This is a genomic window from Scytonema hankhaensis NUACC26, assembly GCF_045865695.1.
Classification (GTDB): domain Bacteria; phylum Cyanobacteriota; class Cyanobacteriia; order Cyanobacteriales; family Nostocaceae; genus Scytonema.
Genome location: NZ_BAACAP010000252.1, coordinates 1 through 17,256, shown reverse-complemented (window position 1 = coordinate 17,256; position 17,256 = coordinate 1). Strand labels below are relative to the sequence as shown.

The 17,256-nt window shown below is 42.1% G+C and carries 21 protein-coding genes and 1 pseudogene; 8 read left to right on the top strand and 14 right to left on the bottom strand.

Annotated features, from left to right (window positions below; genetic code table 11):
• Positions 1 to 96: 96 nt before the first annotated feature.
• Entirely contained in the window at positions 97 to 1,878 is a 1,782-nt protein-coding gene (locus tag ACKTT2_RS48570) for a ribonuclease J (RefSeq protein ID WP_407900309.1), read from the top strand.
• A gap of 358 nt (positions 1,879 to 2,236) precedes the next feature.
• Here ACKTT2_RS48570 and ACKTT2_RS48565 read toward each other — a convergent pair whose 3' ends face one another.
• Positions 2,237 to 3,427 carry an anion transporter gene (locus tag ACKTT2_RS48565; RefSeq protein WP_407900308.1) on the bottom strand — a complete coding sequence of 397 codons (1,191 nt, stop codon included), beginning with the start codon at positions 3,425 to 3,427 and terminating at the stop codon, positions 2,237 to 2,239.
• Between the two features lie 453 nt (positions 3,428 to 3,880).
• Between ACKTT2_RS48565 and ACKTT2_RS48560 the strand changes: the two genes are divergently transcribed.
• On the top strand, positions 3,881 to 4,045 hold the full coding sequence (locus ACKTT2_RS48560) for a hypothetical protein (protein WP_407900307.1): 165 nt from the start codon (positions 3,881 to 3,883) through the stop codon (positions 4,043 to 4,045).
• Positions 4,029 to 4,406, top strand: coding sequence for a Mo-dependent nitrogenase C-terminal domain-containing protein (locus ACKTT2_RS48555; protein ID WP_407900306.1), 378 nt, complete (start codon positions 4,029 to 4,031; stop codon positions 4,404 to 4,406). The genes ACKTT2_RS48560 and ACKTT2_RS48555 overlap by 17 nt, the downstream gene beginning before the upstream one ends.
• Positions 4,407 to 4,481: 75 nt before the next feature.
• Here ACKTT2_RS48555 and ACKTT2_RS48550 read toward each other — a convergent pair whose 3' ends face one another.
• Positions 4,482 to 6,362 (bottom strand): caspase family protein, encoded by a 1,881-nt coding sequence (locus ACKTT2_RS48550; RefSeq protein ID WP_407900305.1) that lies wholly within the window; start codon positions 6,360 to 6,362, stop codon positions 4,482 to 4,484.
• A 413-nt stretch (positions 6,363 to 6,775) separates the two neighbouring features.
• Between ACKTT2_RS48550 and ACKTT2_RS48545 the strand changes: the two genes are divergently transcribed.
• From ACKTT2_RS48545 to ACKTT2_RS48535, 3 genes are all read left to right on the top strand, one after another.
• A complete protein-coding gene (locus ACKTT2_RS48545; protein ID WP_407900304.1) occupies positions 6,776 to 7,282 on the top strand; it encodes a hypothetical protein in 507 nt (168 codons plus the stop codon).
• Positions 7,283 to 7,365: 83 nt separating this feature from the next.
• Entirely contained in the window at positions 7,366 to 7,539 is a 174-nt protein-coding gene (gene rpmF / locus ACKTT2_RS48540) for a 50S ribosomal protein L32 (protein WP_407900303.1), read from the top strand.
• A 157-nt stretch (positions 7,540 to 7,696) separates the two neighbouring features.
• On the top strand, positions 7,697 to 8,293 hold the full coding sequence (locus tag ACKTT2_RS48535; protein ID WP_407900302.1) for a sulfite oxidase-like oxidoreductase: 597 nt from the start codon (positions 7,697 to 7,699) through the stop codon (positions 8,291 to 8,293).
• A 22-nt stretch (positions 8,294 to 8,315) separates the two neighbouring features.
• On the opposite strand, the gene ACKTT2_RS48530 is transcribed toward ACKTT2_RS48535, so the two are convergent.
• Positions 8,316 to 8,450: a hypothetical protein gene (locus ACKTT2_RS48530; protein WP_407900301.1), complete on the bottom strand. Its 135-nt coding sequence runs from the start codon at positions 8,448 to 8,450 to the stop codon at positions 8,316 to 8,318.
• A gap of 4 nt (positions 8,451 to 8,454) precedes the next feature.
• On the opposite strand from ACKTT2_RS48530, the gene ACKTT2_RS48525 reads away from it, so the two are divergent.
• On the top strand, positions 8,455 to 8,757 hold the full coding sequence (locus ACKTT2_RS48525) for a hypothetical protein (protein WP_407900300.1): 303 nt from the start codon (positions 8,455 to 8,457) through the stop codon (positions 8,755 to 8,757).
• A 31-nt stretch (positions 8,758 to 8,788) separates the two neighbouring features.
• Here ACKTT2_RS48525 and ACKTT2_RS48520 read toward each other — a convergent pair whose 3' ends face one another.
• The 11 genes and pseudogenes from ACKTT2_RS48520 to ureA all read right to left on the bottom strand — a co-directional run bounded on the left by ACKTT2_RS48520 (position 8,789) and on the right by ureA (position 15,979).
• Complete coding sequence (locus ACKTT2_RS48520; protein ID WP_407900299.1) at positions 8,789 to 10,165, bottom strand: aldehyde dehydrogenase; 1,377 nt, start codon at positions 10,163 to 10,165, stop codon at positions 8,789 to 8,791.
• Between the two features lie 17 nt (positions 10,166 to 10,182).
• Positions 10,183 to 11,283, bottom strand: a complete 1,101-nt coding sequence (locus tag ACKTT2_RS48515) for a sensor histidine kinase (protein ID WP_407900298.1) — start codon at positions 11,281 to 11,283, stop codon at positions 10,183 to 10,185.
• Between the two features lie 202 nt (positions 11,284 to 11,485).
• Entirely contained in the window at positions 11,486 to 11,854 is a 369-nt protein-coding gene (locus ACKTT2_RS48510; protein WP_407900297.1) for a type II toxin-antitoxin system VapC family toxin, read from the bottom strand.
• On the bottom strand, positions 11,851 to 12,066 hold the full coding sequence (locus ACKTT2_RS48505) for a RelB antitoxin-like protein (RefSeq protein ID WP_407900296.1): 216 nt from the start codon (positions 12,064 to 12,066) through the stop codon (positions 11,851 to 11,853). Before ACKTT2_RS48505 ends, ACKTT2_RS48510 begins: the two co-directional genes overlap by 4 nt.
• A 167-nt stretch (positions 12,067 to 12,233) precedes the next feature.
• Positions 12,234 to 12,371, bottom strand: a pseudogene (locus tag ACKTT2_RS48500) (transposase); the annotation flags it as partial.
• Complete coding sequence (locus ACKTT2_RS48495) at positions 12,338 to 12,580, bottom strand: trypsin-like serine peptidase (RefSeq protein ID WP_407900295.1); 243 nt, start codon at positions 12,578 to 12,580, stop codon at positions 12,338 to 12,340. The gene ACKTT2_RS48495 and the pseudogene ACKTT2_RS48500, both read right to left, overlap by 34 nt.
• A complete protein-coding gene (locus ACKTT2_RS48490) occupies positions 12,574 to 12,714 on the bottom strand; it encodes a hypothetical protein (RefSeq protein WP_407900446.1) in 141 nt (46 codons plus the stop codon). Before ACKTT2_RS48490 ends, ACKTT2_RS48495 begins: the two co-directional genes overlap by 7 nt.
• 172 nt (positions 12,715 to 12,886) lie before the next feature.
• A complete protein-coding gene (gene ureC, locus ACKTT2_RS48485; protein ID WP_407900445.1) occupies positions 12,887 to 14,590 on the bottom strand; it encodes an urease subunit alpha in 1,704 nt (567 codons plus the stop codon).
• A gap of 30 nt (positions 14,591 to 14,620) precedes the next feature.
• Positions 14,621 to 15,304: a Coq4 family protein gene (locus tag ACKTT2_RS48480; RefSeq protein ID WP_407900294.1), complete on the bottom strand. Its 684-nt coding sequence runs from the start codon at positions 15,302 to 15,304 to the stop codon at positions 14,621 to 14,623.
• Between the two features lie 24 nt (positions 15,305 to 15,328).
• Positions 15,329 to 15,643 carry an urease subunit beta gene (locus ACKTT2_RS48475; RefSeq protein WP_407900293.1) on the bottom strand — a complete coding sequence of 105 codons (315 nt, stop codon included), beginning with the start codon at positions 15,641 to 15,643 and terminating at the stop codon, positions 15,329 to 15,331.
• A gap of 33 nt (positions 15,644 to 15,676) precedes the next feature.
• On the bottom strand, positions 15,677 to 15,979 hold the full coding sequence (gene ureA, locus ACKTT2_RS48470; protein ID WP_407900292.1) for an urease subunit gamma: 303 nt from the start codon (positions 15,977 to 15,979) through the stop codon (positions 15,677 to 15,679).
• A 516-nt stretch (positions 15,980 to 16,495) separates the two neighbouring features.
• On the opposite strand from ureA, the gene ACKTT2_RS48465 reads away from it, so the two are divergent.
• On the top strand, positions 16,496 to 17,256 hold a 761-nt coding region (locus tag ACKTT2_RS48465), incomplete at its 3' end, for a tetratricopeptide repeat protein (protein WP_407900291.1).

The window sequence follows — 17,256 nt, the reverse complement described above, 5'->3', positions numbered from 1 at the left end:
GTTTATATTACAAGAAAAGTTCTAAATCTCGTGTATCGACAGAGAAACAACACTCTAAAATCTCAAATTTTAAACGAAGAACAAACAAGGGAGAAAATGCTAAAAAACGAAACTTCTACTGCCCTAAAAATTATTCCATTGGGCGGTTTGCATGAAATTGGTAAAAATACCTGTGTTTTCGAGTATGAGGATGAAATTATCCTTCTAGATGCAGGTTTAGCTTTTCCTACAGAAGCTATGCACGGGGTGAATATTGTCTTACCAGACATGACTTACATCAGGGAAAATCGTCACAAAATTAAGGGGATGATTGTTACCCACGGTCATGAAGACCATATTGGTGGTATAGCTTTTCACCTAAAACAATTTGAAATTCCTGTCATTTACGGTCCGAGATTAGCATTGGCTATGCTTGAGGGTAAGTTGGAAGAAGCAGGAGTCCGCGATCGCACTGAGTTAAGATCTGTTCAACCCCGCGATGTCGTCAGAATTGGCGAACATTTCTTTGTTGAATTCATCCGCAATACCCACTCCATCGCCGATAGCTTCACCGTAGCCATTCACACACCTCTAGGTGTCGTCATTCACACAGGAGATTTTAAATTTGACCATACCCCAGTAGACGGCGAAAGGTTTGATATCCAAAGGCTAGCCGAACATGGAGAAAAAGGCGTCCTTTGTTTGATGAGCGATTCCACAAACTCAGAAGTTCCAGGATTCACCCCCTCAGAAGCTTCCGTCTATCCAAATTTAGAAAGAGTATTCGCTCAACAAGCCACCGGACGACTCTTCGTGACAACCTTTGCTTCTAGCGTGCATCGCATCAATATGATTTTGCAGCTAGCACAAAAGTACAAACGTACAGTCACAGTGGTTGGGCGTTCCATGCTAAATCTCATCGCCCACGCTCGTAACTTAGGATATATCAAGTGCGAGGACAATCTACTACAACCATTGCACGTAGTCCGCAATCTTCCCGATGAAAACGTACTGGTCTTGACAACAGGTTCTCAAGGTGAACCAATGTCAGCCATGACGAGAATCGCCAAGCAAGAGCATCCCCACATCAGAATTCGGCAAGGAGATACAGTTGTATTCTCAGCAAATCCCATTCCTGGTAATACTATTGCAGTTGTCACCGTAATCGACCAGTTAATGATGCAAGGGGCAAATGTCATTTACGGTCGCGAGAAAGGCATTCACGTCTCAGGACATGGATGTCAGGAAGACCAAAAGCTGATGATTGCTCTAACTAAGCCCAAATTCTTCCTACCAGTTCACGGAGAACACCGGATGCTGGTAAAACACAGTCAAACAGCCCAAAGCATGGGTATTCCTGCAGAAAACATGGTCATTATACAGAATGGCAATGTTGTAGAATTAACAGAAGAATCCATACGTGTTGCGGGTAAAGTCCCATCCGGATTGGAATTGGTAGATACGTCCGGTATAGGTATGGTGAGCGATAAAGTGCTCCACGAACGGCAACGCATGGCAGAAGAAGGAATTGTCACAATTGCAACAGCCATAGATTGGACAGGAAAACTCTTAGCGAAGCCAGAAGTTCACCTCAGAGGCGTTGTGACTAGTTTTGAGCGATCGCTACTGCAAAAATGGGTACAACAGCGAATAGAAGAAATTCTCAGCGTGCGTTGGTCTGGATTCACTGTACCTCCTTCCTTTGACAGCGATCGACCAGAGGTTGATTGGGTTGGATTGCAAGAGCATTTAGAAAAGGAACTCGCACGCTCTTTAAAAAGAGAACTACATTGTCAGCCAACCGTGACATTACTGATGCAAATTCCTGACGAACCTCCAGCGAAAGTTTCTGATGGTAGAAGACGCCGCACTCGCACGGCTGCTCAAGTTGCATCTTAAATTCTCTTTCTCAAATTACCCCCCTTAGTCCCTCCGATGGATTGGGGGGAAATGGAAAATCATCTCAGATTACCCCCCTTAGTCCCTCCGATGGATTGGGGGGAAATGGAAATTGAAGAAGGCAGCTTTGCTGAGGGCAGAGGGCAGAAGGAACAATTGGATGGGGATTCAAACCCCAACCAATTGTAAGCACCGCAAGTGACGGTGGGGTTTTAAACCCTTGTTCCCTTCGGTCACGGGCAGAGGGCGGAGCCAGTATTTCCTTCTGCCTCCTGCCTCCTGCCCTCTGCCTTTCTCGATCAAATTCCCTCCCCTTTACAAGGGGAGGGTTAGGGTGGGGTGAGATCCATAGCTCAACCTAACCAATCAATAGAAAAGTCAGAAGTAAAGTTAAGACAGTTAAAGGCAATCCAAAGCGTAAATGCTCCAGAAAAGAGAGCTTGTAACCTAACTCAGCAGCAGCTTCCACAACAATTAAATTTGCCACCGATCCAAACAAAGTGAGATTTCCAGCCAGAGTCGATGCAGCCGCAAGCAACAGCCAAGACTCAGAGCCATCTTTAGGAATTAAGGGTTGGAGAAGCAGTACAGCAGGAACATTAGAAATCAGATTAGATAATACAGCCGTGACGATCGCTAGACCAGCAGGCGAACCAGTTGCATGAGTAAACGGCTCCAGCAAATTCAACTTTTGCGTTACCTTAGAAAGAATAAATAGCCCAGAAAACATCACGAGCAAATTCCAATCAACCTGTTTGAGAATGCGCTGTGGTTTAATTCGTCGAGTGATGAGTAACAAACTCGCAGCAACAAGGGCAGACTCGGCAAGAGGTAACCCAATCGCAAAAGCAATCAATAATCCAGTCGCGATAATTAAAGTTTTTTGATACAAAGGTTTATAAATGCGTGCTTTACCAATAGGCATTTGGTTGCAAGGTTGAGTCGAACGCACATCCGGGTATAGTAGCCACAATAGTCCTACTTGAATGACCAAACCTATCAAAGCAATAGGAGTCAATGCCCGTGCAAAATCTAAATAGCCGATACCTGAGAAAGAACCAATGAGAATATTTTGGGGATTTCCACTCAAGGTAGCAACAGAACCAATATTAGTTGCTCCCGCGACTGCAAGCAGATAGGGGATCGGATTTAAATTTAAACTCTTTGTCAGACCCAAGGTGAGTGGTGTAAACACTAGGGCTAAAGTGTCATTGAGAAAAAAAGCAGATAGGACACCACTACCAAAAGTCAAGCTCGTTATTAAACCTAATGGACTGCGAGTAAAACTAAGCAATAGTGACAGGGATCGCGGAAAAAAGCCAGCGAAAGATAAATTGGCATTCACCACCATCATGCTCAGCAAAAACACAATAGTTTTAGCATCAATAGCATCCCAAGCTTCCTGTAACTTGAGAACACCCAGAGCAATCAGAAATGCCGAACCCACTAAGGCGATTGTGGCGCGGTTCATGCGTAAACCGGGGAAAAAACCAAATGCCAACCCCAAGTAAGTCAGTCCTAGGACACCGTAAATTGCAAATTGAAGCATAGGGATCGGGGATTAGGGGTTAGGGATTGGGGATTAGGGATAAGGAATAATCACAATCCCCAGTCCCCAGTCCCCAATCCCATACTTCCTCATGTACGCAGTTTGCGTTCGCTATTACCATTTTTCTTAAAAATTTACTTTTCTTTACAAAATGATATTCTTTCTTTAAGTAAGGCTGTCAGCTTTGCAAGCTAAAAACAATGTAAAATTTACGTAGTTTGGCTAGAAGCTAAAAATCAACTCCTAAATGTTATTTTCCAGTATTTTTACTTAAGAAAAAGGCTGGTAAAGAAATGAAACGAAAAGTTTTGTAAAGATTTGATTTAGCTCTACCCAACGGCGGATGACTTCACTAAAATTTAATCGTTGTGTCAAGTTATCAACAAGATGCTAGTATCACACTACCGATCCAAGGGAAATAGTTGTTAACTTGACTTAATATAGAACAGGCTAATGATGCCAGTAGCTACTCAATCATCAGGTTGTACAGATCGTCAGATTGCATCTCAGTCAGGACAAGATTTTTCCGGGACGAGTCACCGCAATGTTGTAGATTCTCAGCAGGCAATTATAGACCCTCAATCGAACAGAGGAGTGCAAGATGAAGGTATACCATAATACCCCAAAAAGGATTTTTTTTGCAAGCTGGGTGTCGCTAAATCCAGCACCAGAAAACGAAGCTAAAGCGGTTGGGCTACAGAGTCCTTCTTCCAAGCCTCACTTTGATATTCTCAGACCGTTACGGCAGTGGTTAGACAATTTTCAAGTACAAAATCGCGAACTAGCGCATCGTTTGTGCAAATCGATCCCATCTCAATGCCCATTTGAGCGAGACGTCAAGTTATTTGGGAAAACCTTGTTTCACATTCCACCATTGTGCAAGCTCAACCCTTTGTATGATGAAGTAGTAAGCTTGCGTTTTCGCGCATTATGTTACTTAGCAGATGAATGCGGCGAAGATGTAACGCAATATTGCTAATAGTTAATAGTTAATGGTTTTAGAAGACTGCCAACTAACAGCTAACAACTAACCACTAACCACTAACAATTAACACTAATTTTTTGACCAGTTTTTAATGGCTTCCCGAGCCTGTTTGTAGGCGGCTGTCCCTTCTGGTACTAGCACAGCAGTGTCAATAGCTGACTTAAATTCTCTTCGGCTAGCACGCCTTTGAGCAAGATCGAAAATTTTTTCGCTCCAAGTGTCGATGGATTTCTTAGCAACATCAAAGCCTGGTTGACCTTGTGGCACTTTCTTAGCAACTTCGATAGCACGATTGTATGTAGAAGCTTGTCCGGGTCGAACTAAGCCGCTAGCAGCATCGATGAGAGTTGTGTTACTCACATACTGCTTTGCCATAAGCCGCCACTGTCTCATCTGGAATTGTGCTTTAGAGTATATTGATTCCTCTTTTGTAATTAATTGCGCCGCAGCGATCGCATCTGAATAACGCTTTTCCTTAGCGCGATTTTCTGCTAACTCTAGAATTATCCGGTTCCAAACCTCAATATTGGCTTGAGCTTGTTGATAGAGAGGATCGCTTGGTGGAATTTCACGAGCTTTTACAATTGCCAAGTGTAAATTACTGGCTCTATCTGGAGTCAGAGACATTTTCTGCAAGTCCGCCAGGGCTTGTTTTCGCTTTTCAGACTCATTCAAACTAGAAGTCGATTGGACGGTTGGTTGAGGACTGAGTTGAAGTTCTGATGGCGTCGATTCTGTAACTGGAACGTTGGGCGCTTTTGGTGAAACCCTAACAGCATCGCGATCGCCTCTTAGACGGCTCCCTTTAGGAGCATCGCTATTCGTGTCAGTTTTTGAAAACACAGGCAAAAGCTTACCTAATCTCAATCCCACCCGTTCGTGAAGAACAGCAACCGCGACGATACATAAAAGTAGCATCGTCGCCACACTACCCAAGAGAAGTTTTGGCAAAAAAGAGCTTGTTGCTTTTTTAGAAGAAGTAGAGCGAGGACTTGGGATTTCCTTTTGAATTGAAGGCTCAAAGGGCGGTAAGTCGTCTCTTTCTCCTCCACTCCCCTGCTCCTCTGCTCCCTTGCTCCCTTGCTCCCTTGCTCCCCTGGCTCTAGGCTCCTCTGCTCCTCTACTCTCCACATCCTCCCCAAGAGATGGAGCAACTAGTACAAGTGGTGTCAATTCCGGTCGAGTAACGACAGAGGCGCTTTTTTTGTCTTTTTTCTCATCAAATTGGGGTAGAATAATTTGCCCTTCAGGGGTGGAGACAACAACCGGATTTTGTGTGGGACGCCAGTGATGCTGACACAATTCTGGTGTACGAACACTGAGATAGTTTTCCAAATTCGTTAAACTGCTGCCATGACCGAAACGCAAAGCTTCCAAAAGCGTTGCTGTAAAAAACCCATGACCTAGTTCGCTACTTTCATAAGAAAATTCTTCTAGTTGGCAAGAAAGAATCATAGGAATTTGTAATTCCTTGGCTAATTCCACTGATTCTTGACCGACAAATGCATCTGCTTGAGATCCAGTAGCACGGTTAATATCGAGCAGGACAAACGCATTCAACTCTGCGATTTGCAAACTTTGCATAATCGAGCGTAAGTCTATACCCGTTTCCTTAATGCGATTGGGATTTCCATCCATCGGCATTAAGTAATCTTGCCCTTTAATGTTTGTGCCATAACCGCTAAAGAAAAACCATACTCGGTCTTGAGGTTGAAAGTCAGTAGCCACCAAATGTTCAAACAACAGCAGAATGTTTTCCTGAGTAGGAACTGTTGAGCGATCTTTAAAAGGTGGTGAAGTATCTGTCATCAACAGACACTGTTGCGGTGCAAAACCGCCATACGTTACTAAAAAATCTTTGATAGCCTCGGCATCTGCTTGAGCATAACCCAAGGGTTGGTAGAAATGGTATTGATTGATGCCAATGGCGATCGCCCAGTTATTTGCCATCGCGCTTTTATGTTTAGTTATTGTTTAACAGTGACCAGTGACCAGTGACCAGTGACCAGTGGAGCAGTAACCAGGGACCAATGGAGCAGTAACCAGTGACCAGTCGATCGCTACACTTAACCGTAGAAAAACTTGAGTTATGAATTAATTTCTTTTTTTTCATAGAAAATTTAGGAGCTTTTACAGTATACATAACCACTTAATGGTCACTGGTCACTGATTACTGATAATTGTACTGAAGCCAAAATCTTCAATTTTGAAGTATAAAATTTTCATTATTGATACTTATTTTTGTGAATTCACATTAAGGTTATCACCTGAGGAGCTATAGAGTTATGAGGAGCAGCCATGTTTTTCCGTCATCAAGGATTATTCTTTTTCAAACTAATCCATTCAAAACACTCATTCAATCTATGCCAGCAATCGGAAAGAAAATCCGGATAGCTTCTACAGTGCTTATGTTAAGTAGCAGCGTGCCATTGTGGATAACAAGTGAAGCACTTGCTCCCCAGATCGTACAAGCTTACACCGCGAGAGCCGATCTTTCCATTGACCGCTTTCCTGAAGAAAACTACGAAACTCTTTTAACTAGAGCAGAAACGGCGGCTAGAGCAGCAGCTCAACGTAGTTTTGACCAGGATATTTTAGTGACGGATGTTTCGATAATGGTTTCGGTACAAAACTATGGTGCGATCGCACCAGTTCTAGAATTGAAAGTCAGCCGTCTGCAATGGCGTACTCGTCCAGATCCGAAACGTTGGGCAACTTACTTTAAAACAGCGCGATCGCTACTATTTTTTGGAGGTAAGTTTTCCACTACCCCAGATGCTAACTCAGCACCGCCAACTCCACCTGCATCTGTACCTCAAAACCCCGAACCTAAACCGGGCGAGGAAAATGCTGCACCGCCAAAAAAATAAGCATGAAGGATAAAAGACTTTACACTTCAGCCTTTTGATAGCATACAATAGTGAGGTTGTCAAAAATTGCAGTATCCGCAAACATGGCTGTTCCAAAGAAGAAAACATCGAAATCGAAACGAGATAAACGTCGAGCTACCTGGAGACACAAAGCGACAATTCAAGCTCAGAAAGCCCTCTCTCTAGGCAAATCAATCCTGACTGGACGTTCCACCTTTGTCTATCCAAGTGCTGAAGAAGAGGGAGAAGAGGAGTAATAACATTGGGCAATGGGCAATGAGAATGGGGAAGAGAAAATAGCAAACAAATTATTTTTGACAATGCCCCATGTTATATGCCTCATGCCCTATGATTGATTTCCTAGTAACCATATAAAAGGTAAAGTGTCTTCAGAAAAGCTATATTTCTACTCGTATGCTAGGAAAGTTTTTTCAGAAGCCAACACAACAAGAAGGCGATCGCGTTCCACCTGGGCAGTATCTAACAAAGGGATTTCCCGTACTAACCTATGGTGCAACGCCTCAAATTAATATAGAGGAATGGGAATTTCGAGTTTGGGGTTTAGCAACACCTAAGACTTTCAAATGGTCAGATTTCATGGAGTTACCCCATCACGAATTTACAGCAGATTTTCACTGTGTCACTCGTTGGTCAAAACTTGATGTCAAATGGACTGGCATTAAGGTAACAGATTTCATGAAATCTATTCAAGTAGATCCCAAAGCAGCCCATGTCATGGAACACTGCTACGGCGGCTACACCACAAATATCTCAATGGAAGACTTTGTAAAAGAAGAAAACTTCTTTGCTTTTCAAGTCTTTGGAGAACCGTTAAGCGCCGAACACGGTGGTCCCTTGCGGTTAGTTGTGCCTCACCTCTATGCTTGGAAAAGTGCTAAGTGGATTAATGGTTTGGAATTCCTAGAGAAAGAGGATCTAGGCTTTTGGGAACGTAATGGCTACCATCGCCGTGGAGAACCTTGGGCGGAAGAACGTTACAGTAGCTTTTAAGAGATCGTTTATAAAGTCAATCTTAAATCACCAAACGTAATATATTACGTAGGTTGGGTTGAGGAACGAAACCCAACACGGAATCGAATTGTTGGGTTTCGTTCTTGGTCAAAGAAGCGATCGCCTGTCTGTGGAACTCATCCACCCAAGATGCCATCGAATTGTTAGGTTTCGTTCCTCATACCATCGAATTGTTAGGTTTCGTTCCTCATACCATCGAATTGTTAGGTTTCGTTCCTCATGCCATCGAAGTGTTGGGTTTCGTTCCTCATGCCATCGAAGTGTTGGGTTTCGTTCCTCATGCCATCGAATTGTTGGGTTTCGTTCCTTATGCCATCGAATTGTTGGGTTTCGTTCCTTATGCCATCGAATTGTTGGGTTTCGTTCCTTATGCCATCGAAGTGTTGGGTTTCGTTCCTCAACCCAACCTACTTTATAAATTATCTCTAAATAATGAATTATGAAATTTTTCTAATTCATAATTCCTAAGTTTTCTTAACCTAAAAATCGCTTTAATAGAGATAATTTACTTTGGTAGGGAGGGTAAAATAACTTAGAGTTGAACAAAAAAGATCTATGTAACACACTTTTGTAATGTGAAAAGGTATCAAAACTAGCTTTACCATGATACTTACCCATACCGCTATCCCCAACCCCTCCAAATGGTAAAGATGAAACACCAAATTGTAACACCGTATCGTTGATACAAACTCCACCTGATGAGGTTACTTGAAGGACTTGTTGTTGCAAGCTTTTATTATTGGTAAATAAGTACAGGGCTAGGGGTTTTGGTCGAGAATTAATGAAGTTAATAGCTTCTCGTACATCTGTGTATTCAATGACAGGAAGAATGGGACCAAAAATTTCTTCCTCCATGACTGGATCTGTTAAAGAAACATTATCGAGTACTGTGGGAGCGATGTAACGCTCTTCACGATTTGTTTCTCCTCCAATACGGATTTTGTCATTGTCGATGAGATTAACTAATCTGTCAAAATGTCTTTGGTTGACAATTCTAGCATAATCGGGACTAGTGGCTGGATTATCTCCATAAAATTCTTGCAATCGCTTTTGAATTTCTACTAATAAATTTTCTTTGATTTTGCGATCGACTAAAAGATAATCGGGAGCAATACAAGTTTGTCCAGCATTCAAAAACTTACCCCAAGTAATGCGTGTAGCTGTGTGTTCGAGATTCGTGTCAGAATCGACAATACAAGGACTTTTGCCACCTAATTCTAAAGTCACTGGTGTTAAGTTTTTTGCAGCTGCTTCCATGACAATTTTTCCTACTGCTGTTCCACCAGTAAAAAATACATGGTCGAACTTTTCTGCAAGAAGTTGCTGACTTGTTTCTACGCCTCCTTCCACCACATTTATATATGCTGGGTCGAAGTATTTCTGAAGGATTTTACTAATAATAAGAGAGGTTTGTGGTGCGAGTTCGGAAGGCTTAATAATTGCACAATTACCTGCAGCGATCGCACCTACTAGAGGAGAGAAGACCAAATGAAAAGGATAGTTCCAAGGTCCGATGATTAAAACAACTCCCAATGGTTCGGGATAAATCTGTGCTGAAGCTGGAAAAAATTGCAGTGAAACTGGAGCTTTTTGAGGTTTAGCCCAAGTTTTAAGATGTTTGATAGCGCGAGCTATTTCTTTAATAGTTGAAATTTCCGTACCATATGCCTCAAACTCTGGTTTCCCCAGATCTGCTTTCAGTGCTTGAAGAATAGCTTCTTGATTTTCACTGACAGCTTGTTTGAGAACTTTTAATTGTTTGAGTCGAAAATCAATATCTTTTGTTGTACCAGTGTTAAAAAATTCTCGTTGTCGAGCAATAATATCGGTAATTGATACTTGAGTCTTCATCTTTTTAATAACCCCAATTAGTGTTGTACAGGTAGTTTTACAGTAAAAACACTACCTTTGCCTACCTCTGAATTAACGAGAATAGTGCCTTGATGTGCTTCAACAATTCGCCGAGAAAGGTATAATCCCAATCCACTACCAGAACTCTTGTGACTTCCTTGACGAAATCGCTCAAACAAAGTTGTCTGTTCTTCCAGAGGAATTCCCGAACCCGTATCTACAACTTCAATAGTAATGAATTTATCCGACACATTTGCTGGTGTCACTTGGATAGTGACTGACCCAGTATCTGTAAACTTAATCGCATTCCCTATAAGATTGGTAAAGAGTCGATGTAGTTCTAGACGATCTGCCATCACCATATCTGTAGCAGAGTTTTGACTCAACTGTAGATGAAGTGCAAGCCCTTTATCTGCTGCGAGTGGGTTTAATTCACCAACAACTTCACCTAGGAGATTGGGAAGATCGACTGGCTGAAATGCCATTGTTTTACGACCCGCTTCAAAGCGGTAAACTTCCAACAAAGTATTGACCATCGCTAACAGATTGCCATTACTACGAGCCATAATATCAATGACTTCTTGCATTTGATCTGAGAGATTTCCCAATGCACCTTGCTGAAACAGCATCAGCATCTTATCAGCAGCGACTAAAGGTGTGCGTAAGTCATGAGTGAGACGAGAGACAAAATCTTGCCGTTGGCGATCGATTTCATCCCGTTCATCTATGGTATGTTTGAGGCGGAGAAGCGATCGCACTCGTGCGAGTAATTCATCTACCGTCACGGGTTTGCGAATAAAATCATCAGCCCCCAAATCCAAGCCATGAGCAACATCAGGTGAATCATGGGCGGTAATCAGCAGAATGGGAATAAAAGGCAATAATTTATTTGCTCGGATATGCTTAGTCACTTCATAACCATCCATTCCCGGCATCATCAAATCTAACAGTACCAAATCACAGGTTGATTTTTCCAGTTCTGCCAACGCTGAAACACCATTCTCGGCGGTACTAACGACGTAGCCTTCTTCTTCCAGTATAGTTTTAATGAGAAATACATTATCAGGAGAATCATCCACAACAAGAATTTTGTCGGGCTTGGAAGATAAAGAGTTCATATAAGAGAGACATAGCAGAGGTGCAATACTAGGTTAGTATATGACGCTAGTTATTGGTATTATTCTTTTTATGCTTACTTTAAGAGATTCTTTAACTTATGCGGGTTTTGTATCCTTAAAGTGCTTATTCCCCGACTTCTCAAAGAAGTCGGGGAGCTGGTAACCCCTCACAATCCAGGTAAGCTTTAGTCACAACACTCTATTAAACAATTTCTATTGACTGAGTGTTAATGTCTTTTAGATTATTGAGTTTGATATCATTAGTAAACAAAGTCGCATTTAGAAACTGTGCGGTTGCTGCAATTATCGCATCAGGTAGTCTGAGCTTGTATTGTTTGCGAAATGTAATTGCTAGTTCTTTAATATGGCTTTCGAGTCCAACAATTGTAACACTTTTTAAAAAATCACTAATTTGTACTTCTTCATTTGAATAAAGACCGGGATAAGATAGTAGTTCAATTTCAGTAATCACTGAAACAAAATATTTTCCTGATGGTAATGGGTTTGCTAAACGACCACCTAAGAAGTATAGAACTACATTAGTATCCAATACAATGAGGGTTTGTATCACTTCCACTCATCCCTAATTTGCTGCTGATACTCTAACGGCTCTTGAGATAGTGTAATTACACCTGCATACTTATTGATATTAAACTCTTCTTTTTGTTGTTCTTGGTAAGCCTGTAATATTTGCTCAATTCTCTGCCAATCTTGGTAATCAATGAGCACTGCGACTGGGTGCATTGTTTCATCAGTGACAATTTTTTTGTTAATATATAGCATACTGTTTACTCACTATACAATTTTTTTTAATAACCTTCAAAACCAAGCTACCTTAAATAGCAGATCGAGTCAGAACCTTTAATGAATTCGAGGGTATGCATGATGCAACTTCCTTTACAGATAATTCTATACTAGATATTGTTTTATGATGGTAAAAGATTTTCTGGATTCCGGTGCGTCGTTTTTGTTTTTAAATGCGCCATAACAACTACACCAAAGGGATTAGTGCTTTGTTCTAAAGTTTACCATTCCGACTCATAGTCTAGAAGTTTTACGACAGGAAACTCCAGACTGACGCGACATCCTTAATATCTTGCACTTGAGCATCAATAACGTTTGGGAGAAATGAAATTTGTTGACTCAACTTCCGAGTATTGGGGTCAATGACGCAGTGGAAATTGGTCAAAACTAAATTCTCTGCAATTAATGCTCCTGTGCAATGATAATTTCGAGCATCAGATGTAGTTCCTTGTACTCGCCCAATTGTTGACCAAGGGTATTTTGTGCTCAACATGGGAATACGGCAAAGCCGTGGGTAGAAAAATGTAAATACCGATATTGGGAGAGTTGTTTGTGAGTTGCCCAGTTGTAGTTGGCATCAAAATCAAAAGCTTGTAGGCTATTGTTCGTGGGAACAAGTTTTAAAATTGCCTGTGCTTCTTCGCGTGTACCAGGAAGTGCTCCCCAGCGATCGCGGTTGAAACTTTTTGCTGCTCGTTTGAGGTTAGATTGTTCTATAACTTCAAAGGCTAAGAAGAACTAATGCCTATGGCTAGGGTGAATCCGCTCTCTTTGCTAAGTGTGACTCCAACTGACTCATTTAAAACAAAAAGTACCGTTGCGCCATTGGCAAAACTGTTGCAGGTTCGCATATCAACAACTCACCATCCGCCCTTACTTCATAGGTTTCTGGATCGACCTCAATACTTGGTAGCGCATCATTTAATTTCATATCTCGCTTGCTCAACTGGCGTGTCCCAGAAACAGCAACGACTTGCTTTTGCAAACCCAACTGACTCTTCATCTCCCTATCTAATGCGACTTGAGAAACAAAGGTGAAGGATGTGGCGTGACGCGCACCTGCAAAACTGGCAAACATGGGACGCATATGCACTGGTTGAGGCGTGGGAATACTAGCATTAGCATCGCCCATTTGCGCCCATGCGATCGCTCCCCCTTTAACAACTATCTCTGGCTTCACCCCAAAAAACGCCGGACGCCACAAACACAAATCGGCTAGTTTCCCCTCTTCTACCGACCCTACATACTGAGCGATACCATGAGTTATTGCTGGATTAATAGTATACTTAGCTACATATCTTTTTGCTCGGAAATTATCTGCTGTTTGCACGCTACCCCTCTGGTTGAGTTCTCCTCGTTGTACCTTCATCTTATGGGCTGTTTGCCATGTACGAATAATCACTTCTCCCACCCGTCCCATAGCTTGAGAATCAGAGGAAATCATGCTAAATGCACCCAAGTCGTGCAGAATGTCCTCAGCAGCAATAGTTTCTCGACGAATGCGGGATTCAGCAAATGCCACATCTTCAGCAATTGCGGGGTCGAGGTGATGGCAAACCATCAACATATCTAGGTGTTCGTCTAAAGTGTTGACGGTGTAAGGACGTGTGGGATTGGTAGAAGATGGTAGGACATTGGCTTCCCCACAGACTTTGATGATGTCTGGTGCGTGTCCTCCTCCAGCACCTTCAGTATGATATGTATGGATAACACGATTCTTAAAAGCAGCGATGGTATCTTCCACAAATCCTGCTTCATTTAGGGTATCGGTATGAATCGCAACTTGCACGTCATATTCATCAGCAACGCTCAGACAAGTATCGATCGCAGCAGGAGTCGTTCCCCAATCTTCATGCAGCTTTAATCCAATCGCACCTGCTTGCACTTGTTCTACCAATCCTTGGGGTTGGCTAGCATTCCCTTTTCCTAAAAACCCTAGATTCACTGGAAAAGCATCAGCAGCTTGCAGCATTCGATACATATTCCAAGCTCCAGGCGTGCAAGTGGTTGCGTTTGTACCTGCAGCTGGACCAGTTCCACCACCTATCATCGTGGTGATCCCGGATGCGATCGCAACTTCAATTTGTTGGGGACAAATAAAATGAATGTGGGTGTCGATCCCACCAGCCGTAAGAATCATACCTTCTCCAGCCAGTGCTTCCGTTCCAGGACCAATAATAATATCTACATTGTCTTGAATATAAGGATTTCCGGCTTTACCAATTTTGAATATCTTGCCATCTTTAATACCGATATCTGCTTTGACAATTCCCCACCAATCAAGAATTAAAGCATTGGTGATAACTAAATCGACTGCACCATCAGCGTTAGAAATGGGTGATTGTCCCATCCCATCACGGATAACTTTACCGCCACCAAACTTGACTTCATCGCCATAAGTTGTTAAGTCTCGTTCTACTTCGATTAGTAATTCCGTGTCGGCTAGTCGGATGCGATCGCCCACTGTAGGACCATAGGTTTCTGCATAGGCGCGACGATCCATTCTGTAACTCATCACCCTGTTCCTCTTAATCTAAGACTTGCTCAAGGAATATAATGACGTTGTATCGATTCCTAATTCAACCCTCCACTGTGACAAAGGCTTGTCCCAGTGTTCTTCCCACTTACTTGCTAATAGAGGTTTTGCTTTTGACCCCATTCTGTATCCCACAGCTATTCGATCTAACAGAGCTTTCATAATTTCTGGTGATTTTATCAGCGTAATTAATAATCCTCCTCCTACCAGGACTACAGCCAAAGGTCTGCGTGTCTGAGCTAGTTCAAAAGCTTTCAGTCCCAATTCTCCCAGTCCATCTGTCTCAAACCCCGTAACTATATGCCAAATGTCATGGGTTTGCCGTATGCGTAAAAGAACGTAATCGATTTCACTTTCCACTTTCACAGGGCGATAAAAATTGGGGTCGAAACCTGCTGATTTGATGTAGGATGCGTAAGCATATCCTAATGTACCTTCGGGATAATTCAGCAATGTTTCAATATCAGGACTTGGTGCAAGATAACGTTCTTGGATCAACTGTGCGACTTCAGGGTGAGATTTCATTACCTCCAATGCTGATAAAGTTGCCTTAGTGTTACGTAGCCCGTCTTCAATATCGTAAACATAGTTAAGATTGGTCGGCTCTCTAAACAGAGCGACCATTCCTTTCAATATGGTTGAAAAATCTATGTTCATTCGACGCTCTTGTGTTAACAACATAGCAACTCCTTGTTTTGGTTAACTTTAGAACTCTGATAATTTTCCATTAATTCTAGAGTTAAAACCATAGACTTGACGTCTACCAACAAAGGGAACTAACGAGACTTCTTTGTCATCCCCCGGTTCAAAGCGAACTGCTGTTCCTGCGGGAATATCAAGACGCATTCCCCGTGCTTCTTCCCTATTAAAACTTAATGCAGCATTCACTTCGTAAAAGTGGAAGTGAGAACCAACTTGTATCGCTCTGTCTCCCGTGTTGGACACTCGCAATCTCACAGTAGGACGACCTGCATTCAGTTCAATTTCCCCTTCTCCTACGATCGCTTCCCCTGGAATCATGTCTTTCAAGCCTTTGCTTTGAGTGCGCGATCCTTATCTTATCGGATTATGCACTGTCACCAACTTTGTCCCATCAGGAAAAGTTGCTTCTACCTGTACGTCATGAATCATTTCTGGTACACCTTCCATCACATCATCTCGTGATAATAAAGTTGTACCGTAACTCATTAATTCTGCGACTGTTTGCCCATCCCGCGCACCCTCCAAAATAGCCGCAGAAATATAAGCCATTGCTTCCGGATGATTCAACTTCAAACCCCTAGCTTTACGCCTTTCCGCTAACAGCGCAGCAGTAAAAATCAACAATTTATCTTTTTCCTGCGGTGTAAGTTGCATCTCCTACCTCTGACCTTTATTAATCAGACATCATAAGATATCTTTCTTAAAAAAGGGAGTAGGGAGTAGGGGAAGAGGGATTTTCCCGTGAATGGCTGTCTGTCAAAAAATCGAAGCTACAGTGTACACATAAGTCGAATTTACCCCTCTTATATATAAAAAAGTTATGGAACCGCAGCCTGTAGCAGATGCACGCGGATGAAGCTGTACCTCATTCTGATGAAAATCGCTATATAAGCTCAGGACTTAAGCAAAGCCCCCTTTTTAAGGGGGGAGATGGGGATCTACAGCGCGTGAAAATCTCGAAATACCGTTGAAGTTGCGTAAGTCCTGAAGCTATTTCAGACTTGTATAGTCACACATGAATAAGGTGTAGGTGCAAGATATGCGTTAATGGTATTTTTTCGGAAATGCCGTTTTTACTTTTGTAGTTTTATCCATGTGATAATCAATTACATAAATGCCATAACGACTAAAGAAATGTATATCAATATAATAATGTGAGAAGTTAAAAATATGTTTCAACAAAACTTTTTAAGTGAATCTGATATAGATACATTAATAAACCTTTTGCTCCGCAGTCAACAATCAAGAACGCGAGAGGCACTATGTTTTAGTATTGGAATCGATCCCAAGCGAATTTCGTTTTTAAGAGATTCTTCGGATTCTGACTTTTTTCTACTCCTCATTAAGTATTTAAATGAAATAGGCGATCGAGAAGCTCTTTGTAAGCTTTGTTGTAAAGAACTAGTTCCTATTTTTCAGAAAGGAACATATAGTATTTTTTTAAGTGAACTTGCCGTACAACTCAACTGTAGTCAGGAGTTCAAACCGAATTCTTCAAATGATAAACAGCCAACTTCTTCAGCGTCTAATCCTACTCCTACTGCTCCTAGTGTCAGCGTTAATCCCTTTAATCAACTTGCTAAAAATAAATTAGTTACAGGTAGTATAATTCTCATAATGGGGTTAGCAGGGTTTAGCTTATACAATCGGAACATCAATGCGTCCAACGCTCCGCATCTGACCGAACAACCTGTAAGCCAAACCTCAAACCTTAATCGGGAAGACTCCGTTACTGAATTAAAAGCAGGGCTTGTGTACTACGAGCAAAGGAACTACGATCGCGCTATTGCTCGCTACAACCGAGCTATTCGACTTAACCCTAATTATGTTGAAGCTTACTACAAGCGAGGGAATGCTTACAGCAATTTGAAAGACTACGACCGCGCCATTGCTGACTACAACCAAGCCCTCAAACTTTACCCTAACTACAC